Raw genomic sequence first — 6,036 nt, 5'->3', positions numbered from 1 at the left:
ACGTACAGCATGATCACGAAGAGGCCGAAGAAGAGCAGCGAGGTGCCCAGGTCCCGTTCCAGGACGAGGACGCCGACGCTCAGCAGCCAGATCGCGACGATCGGCCCGAGGACCCGGCCGGTCGGGAACTGGAACTTCCAGATGCGGCGGCCGGTGTACGCGAGCGCGTTGCGGTTGGCGGCGAGGTACGCGGCGAAGAAGACCGCGAGCAGGATCTTGGCGAACTCGCCCGGCTGGAAGGAGAGACCGTCGATCCTGATCCAGATCTTGGCGCCGTTCACCGCCGGGAAGAAGATCGGCAGGATCATCAGGCCGAGCGCGGCGGCCACCGACACGTACGCGTACCCCTGGAGCGCCCGATGGTCACGCAGGAGCAGCACGACCACGATGAACAGGGCCACCCCGAGCGTCGACCAGACCAACTGCGTCGCCGCCGCCTGGTCCTTCGGCGTCTCCAGGTCGAGGCGGTAGATCAGCACCAGGCCGAGGCCGTTGAGCAGGACCGCGATCGGCAGCAGCAGGGGATCGGCGTACGGGGCGCGGAAGCGGACCGCGAGGTGGGCGACGAGCGCGAGCCCCCCGAGCCCGGCCCCGTAGCGGGCGGCGTCGGGCGGCACGGCGCCGCTGCGGGCGAGGCCGACCTCCGCGTACCCGAGGACGGAGATGAGGACCGCGCCGATCAGGAGCGACAGCTCCACGCCGCGCCGCTTCGGGACACGGATGCCGGGCGGGGGTGCGTCCGGGCGCCGTGGTGCGGTCATGGCCGCAACGTAGCAAGCGGTATGCCCTATGTCCCTTTTGTGTGACGGTGTGCCGTGAGTCCTCAGATTCGGAGGGTCGTCACTCCTCCGCGTCGGAAGGGACGAAGCGCACGTACTCCGGCAGCCGCAGCCGGGCCTCGGCGCCCCCGCCGGGGGCGGCGGCGAAGACCAGTTCGGCGCCGATCACCTCCGCCTGCCCCACCGCGATCGTCAGTCCGAGGCCGTGCCCCTTGCCCCCGCTCTCGGTACGGAACCGCTGCGGCCCCGACTCCAGGAGGTACGCGGGATAGCCCGGCCCGTGGTCCCGCACGGACACCACGGGACCGTCCACCGTCACCACCACCGGCGGCGCCCCGTGCTTGTGCGCGTTGGCCACCAGATTGCCCAGAACCCGCTCCACGCGCCGCCGGTCCGTCTCCACCGTCGCGTCGCGGACGATCCGTACCTCCGTGGCCGTGCCCGAGGCGCGCACCACCCGCTCGGCGAGCGGTCCGAGCTCGTGCACCGCCAGGTCCACGGTCTCGGTGCGGGCGTCGAGCCGCGAGATCTCCAGGAGGTCCTCGGTGAGCCCGCGCATCGCCCGCACGCGATCGCGTACGAGCTCCGAGGGCCGCCCCTCCGGCAGCAGTTCGGCCGCGGCCGAAAGCCCCGTCAGCGGCGTCCGCAGCTCGTGCGCCACATCGGCGGTGAACCGCTGCTCGGTCTGCAGCTTGTGCTGGAGGGAGGAGGCCATCGTGTCGAGCGCCCCGGAGACCGTGGCCACCTCGTCCTGCGGGCGCGAGGGGTCCTTCGTACGGGGATCGTCCACGCGCGCGTCGAGGTCGCCGGCGCTGATCCGGCGGGCCACCTGCGCGGTGAGGTGCAGCCGGCGGGTGACCCGGGTGACGGCGAAGACGCCCACGAGGAGGGTCGCCCCGATGGCAAGCACGGAGGAGCCGAGGATCGAGCGGTCGAGCGCGTCGATGGCCTCGGCGCTCTGGGTGTAGTCGAGGCGTACGGCGAGGACGCGGCCGTCGGCGGGGCCGGCGGTCGGGCTGTCGGTCGGGCCGCTGGTCGGGCCGCTGGTCGGGCTGTCGGTCGAGCCGTTCGGCGAGCTGTCTGCCGTGCCATTGGTCGAGCCGGCAGTCGGGCCGTCGGTCGGGCCGTCCGTCGAGCTGTCGGTCGGGCCGGCCGCGGGGCCGTCCGCCGGGCCCGCCGCCCACATCGTCGGCCGGCCCTCGTACTCCGTGACCATCGTGCCGCGCTCCCCGCGCGCGGCGAGCGCCCGCAGCGAGGCGGGGAGTCCGGGCGGATCCACACCGGCGAACCGGGGGAGCGGCTCGCCCGCCTCGTACAGCACGCTGACCTCGGTGAGCCGCGCCAGGGCCTTGTCGCGGGAGTCGCTCACGGTCTGCCCGGCCACCGAGACGTGGACGAGGACGCCGAGCAGCGCGGCGAGGGCGCAGCACATCACCGCGATGAAGACGGCGGCCTTCCAGGTGAGGGTCGCCGTCCAGGCGGGCAGCCGCGGCGCCCTCACGGGTTCGCCTCCGGGGGTGCGGTCCTCACGGTGTCGCCTCCGGGGGTACGGGCGCGGGTCCGTCGGTCGGTGTCGGCGTGGGGCTCACCAGGCGGGGCGCGGGCACCGTCGAGGGGCCGGTGCCGGGAGGCTTCACCCGGACGATCTCGTCCCGGGTGGGCAGCATGCTGCCCTGCTGCTCGTCCCAGGTCCAGGCGGTCCGGTACTCGTACCCGGGGATGCCGGCCGAACCGACCCGCAGGATCAGGTCCCGGCCCGCCAGCTCGACGCTGATGACCTGGTCGACGGTGGACATGATCCGGGTCAGGCCGCCGTTCTCGGCGAGGTAGACCCGCACGCCGACCTGCTGGTCGGGCATCCGGATCCCGACGATCAGCTCGTCCCGGCCGTTGCCGGTGAGGTCGCGGTAGTACGGCCGCAGGATCGGACAGGCGGCCGGCGCCGTGCCGCAGGCCCCGATCGCCCGGGCGGTCTGCTCGTACAGGCCGTCCGGGCCGGTGTACGTGTCGGGGTGGGCGCGCACCTCGGCCTGGACGACCGCCACCGCGTCGACCGCGTGGACGTCGTTGTCGGGGGCCTCGATGCCGGGGACGCGCTGGGTGTCGGACTCGCCGTAGTCGATCGGCGGGTTCGTGGCGGGCGGCAGATCGGGCCAGAGCCGTACGGGTCCCACGGCGGTGGGCGTGGGCCCGGCACTCCTGAGCCCGCCCTCGCGGCCACCGCAGCCGGTGATCACGAGGGCGAGACCGAGGGCGCACAGGGCGACGCCGGCGGCGCTGCGCACTCCGCGCGGTCTCACGGGGCTCCTCGGTCGGTAGGGGGCGGGCTCCCTTTAGACCTTATGCGGAGTGAAGTCCTTTTTGTCTCATCATCGGATTGTCGCCCTCCATCGGGGGATCTAGAACGTCCCCCGTTCCATCCGGGCCAGCGCCGCCCGGCACAGGGTCAGCAGCTTCTCGTCGAGGTGGATGTCATGGCTGCCGGAGCCGTCCTCACGGGCGTTGTGACGGCGCCTGCGGGTCAGCTCCGTGAGGATGACCAGCTGCGCGCCGGAGGCCGCAGGACCCATCTCCGCCAGGCACTCCGCGATGTCCACGCGCGCGTGCCGGTTCTCCTCCCAGGCCGCGAGCAGCACCGGGAGCGAAGCCGAGGCCTCGCCGGACACCCGCCACAGCGCGGCGGCGCTGCGGACCCGCACCCACAGGTCCCGCGAGACCAGACCGGGCCGGAGGGCCGGGGCCGCTCCGGCCGCCGCCGGGCCGATCTCGCCGAGGGCCTGCGCGGCGGCGCACCAGTCCGAACCCGACGCGCCCGGCCGCAGCCACCGCTCCAGGGCCGGCAGCACGTCCCCCCGGTCGCCCTCGGCCGCCCACAGGGCCTTCGCCGCCGTCGTGGCGACGGCGGCCGACTCGGCGGCCAGGAGTCTTCGCATGTCCGGTACGGCCTCCCGGGCGGCGGGTCCGAAGGCCGCCAGGGTCCGCAGGGCGGCCTCCCGCACCCAGTCGCGCCGGTTCGCCGGCGCCCCGCGCAGCACCCGCAGCACCTCCGGCAGCGCCTGGCCGCCCCGCACGGCCGCCAGGGCGTACAGCAGCGGCGCCGCCCGGTCGTACAGCCACTCGTCGAGCTCGACCTCGGCGAGCCGGCGCCGCAGCAGCGGGGCGAGCATCGCCGCGGAGGGCCCGAGCCCGTCCATGGCGTACAGCAGCTCGCGCCGCACCTCGGGCTCCTCCAGGGCGCGGGCGAGCAGCGGGACCGCGCGGGTGTCCCCGGCGCGGGCGAGCGCGAGCAGCGCCCCGTCCCGCCCGGACCGCCCGACGAACGCGTGCCCGGGGTTCGGGGCTGCGGGCCCTGATCCGGAGGCGGCGCCCGACCCCACGGCGCCCGACCCGGCACCCGGCCCCACGGCGCCCGGTCCTGCAGCGATGCCCGGGGCCCCGGCACCCGGTCCCACGGAGAGCCGGGACGCGAGCGCGTCGGCGGCGGGCGCGCCCAGCTCGAAGAGCCGCTCCAGGAAGGACGTGGCCGCCTCGCGGAGCCGCGGCTCGGGGTCCTGGAGCTGCGCGCCGACGAGCCTGACGACCTCCTCGTACCGCCCGCGCCAGACCCGTATCAAACCGCCGCACAACCAGATCGCGTCCGAACGCTGCCCCCAGTCCGGGCTGCGCAGCTGCGCGACGATCAGCGCGATCCGGTCGTCGACGCGGTCGTCGAGCGCGGCGTGCAGGGTCCGCAGCAGCTCCTCGGTCCACGGAGCGGGCCGGCCGGCGGCGTGCTCCTCCAGGAGCTCGCGGACCTGCCCGATGAGGGTCGGCGTCGCGGCCCGCTCCGTGCCGGGGGAGGCCGGCCGGTTCGCCGAGGTCCTGATCTCCTCCAGGAGCCCCGTCACCCACGGCACCACGTCGTCCGGGATGTCGGCGGGCGCGCAGCGCGCCCGCTGGGCGAGCGCCGCGAGCCGGAGCCCGGGGTCGTGGGCGGCGCGGGCGAGCCAGCCGAGCCAGTCGACGGTCTCGGTGCGCAGCGAGGCGTGCCGCAGGGCGATCCGCCCGACGGCGGCCACCAGGGCGAGCCGCACCTCGGTGTCGCGCTCGACGGTGAGCCGCTCCCGCAGCAGGGTCAGCACCCGGGCGGGCTCGGGGTGCAGCGAGGCGAGCGCGCACGGCGCGGCGAGCCGCACCTCGGGGTCGGGGTCCGAGACGAGACCGAGGAAGACGTCGGCCCCGGCGGCGATGGCGGCGGCGGCCATCGCGTAGTTGGCGGCGGGGATGAACTCCTCGTCTTCGGAGTCGAGTTCGTCCAGTTCCTCGTCGTCGTCGAGTTCGATCCCGCCGATGCTGGTGAGCAGCTCGACGATGCAGCCCCGGTCCTGGACGTCGGGGTCGGCGACGAGTTCGAGGAGGAAGGGGATGCAGGCGAGCGTCGAGTCGTAGACGTCGCCCTGGTGGTGCACGGCGCCGTACATGCCGTCGAGGGCGGTCTCGCGCTCCGCGGGGTCGGCGGAGGCGAGTCCGCGGAGCAGCTCCGGCACGTCGTCCGCGGGGCCGTACGCGTGCCCCAGCGAGGCCCAGTCGACCTCCTCGATCCCCGTCAGCATTGCCAGGCCGCCTTCCCCGTGAGCGCTGTGCCAGGCAGCAAGTGTGCACCACAGGACGGACGACAAGGCCGAACCGGCGACACCTGCCGCGCGCGGAGCGCCTGTTGCGGTCTCTTTCCGCCATGTACGGTGCGGAGCAAGGCAGTTGCACTCGGTGGCGGAACGGGCGACACGCCGACGGGGCCGAGGACGGTCGTCTCGGGCCGCCCGGCGACCCGCGCGGTCCGACGGGGAGCGGCGGGTGTGCCCACCGCGCCGGCCCGCACTCCGACCCTTCGGCGAGGCGGCCGGGGTGAGGTCGTCGGGGAGCCGTACGAGACGGGCACCCCGATCCGCATCCGGTCACCGTGCGGACGGAGCAGGCCCGAGAGGCCCGGCCACCGCCCCGGCGGGAGCGGGACCGGAGGACGGCCCTCCCGTCGTCGAGGAAGAAGGCCGGGGCGCGGAGCGCGACCGGCTTGGGGGGTCCGGCTCGAGGGGGTGCGGAAGCTCCCGGCGCGGACCTCGCCCGCCCGGGCGCGAAGAACGGCGCCAGGGGGTCTCCGTACCGCTCCAGACGTGGCGCGATGTCGCCCATAAGGAGGACGGGTCGTTCGGGATCGTCCCACAAGCGCACGACCCGAAGCCCCAACTTCCCCAAAAGCGCCCCGAATCCCCCAAAAGCC

General features: G+C 74.8%; 4 protein-coding genes. All 4 read right to left on the bottom strand.

The features are described from left to right. The coding region (locus CCN56_RS20615; protein WP_143664578.1) for an FtsW/RodA/SpoVE family cell cycle protein at window positions 1-761 on the bottom strand (761 nt) is incomplete at its 3' end. A 79-nt stretch (window positions 762-840) separates the two neighbouring features. After that, complete coding sequence (locus tag CCN56_RS20610) at window positions 841-2,280, bottom strand: ATP-binding protein (RefSeq protein WP_256962061.1); 1,440 nt, start codon at window positions 2,278-2,280, stop codon at window positions 841-843. Window positions 2,281-2,305: 25 nt separating this feature from the next. Then, window positions 2,306-3,079 (bottom strand): hypothetical protein, encoded by a 774-nt coding sequence (locus tag CCN56_RS20605; protein ID WP_086828878.1) that lies wholly within the window; start codon window positions 3,077-3,079, stop codon window positions 2,306-2,308. 99 nt (window positions 3,080-3,178) lie between these two features. Further along, complete coding sequence (locus CCN56_RS20600; RefSeq protein ID WP_086828876.1) at window positions 3,179-5,371, bottom strand: PBS lyase; 2,193 nt, start codon at window positions 5,369-5,371, stop codon at window positions 3,179-3,181. Window positions 5,372-6,036: the final 665 nt, after the last annotated feature.

The organism is Streptomyces sp. NRRL B-24572 (assembly GCF_002156145.1).
Lineage (GTDB): Bacteria > Actinomycetota > Actinomycetes > Streptomycetales > Streptomycetaceae > Streptomyces > Streptomyces vietnamensis.
Note: the sequence above shows the minus strand (reverse complement) of the source record. Positions and strands in the feature narration are given on the sequence as shown.

What these genes read in the sequence shown, in the direction of transcription:
- CCN56_RS20600 (WP_086828876.1), bottom strand. Translation starts at nt 5,371, where the DNA reads ATGCTGACGGGGATCGAGGAGGTCGACTGGGCCTCGCTGGGGCACGCG.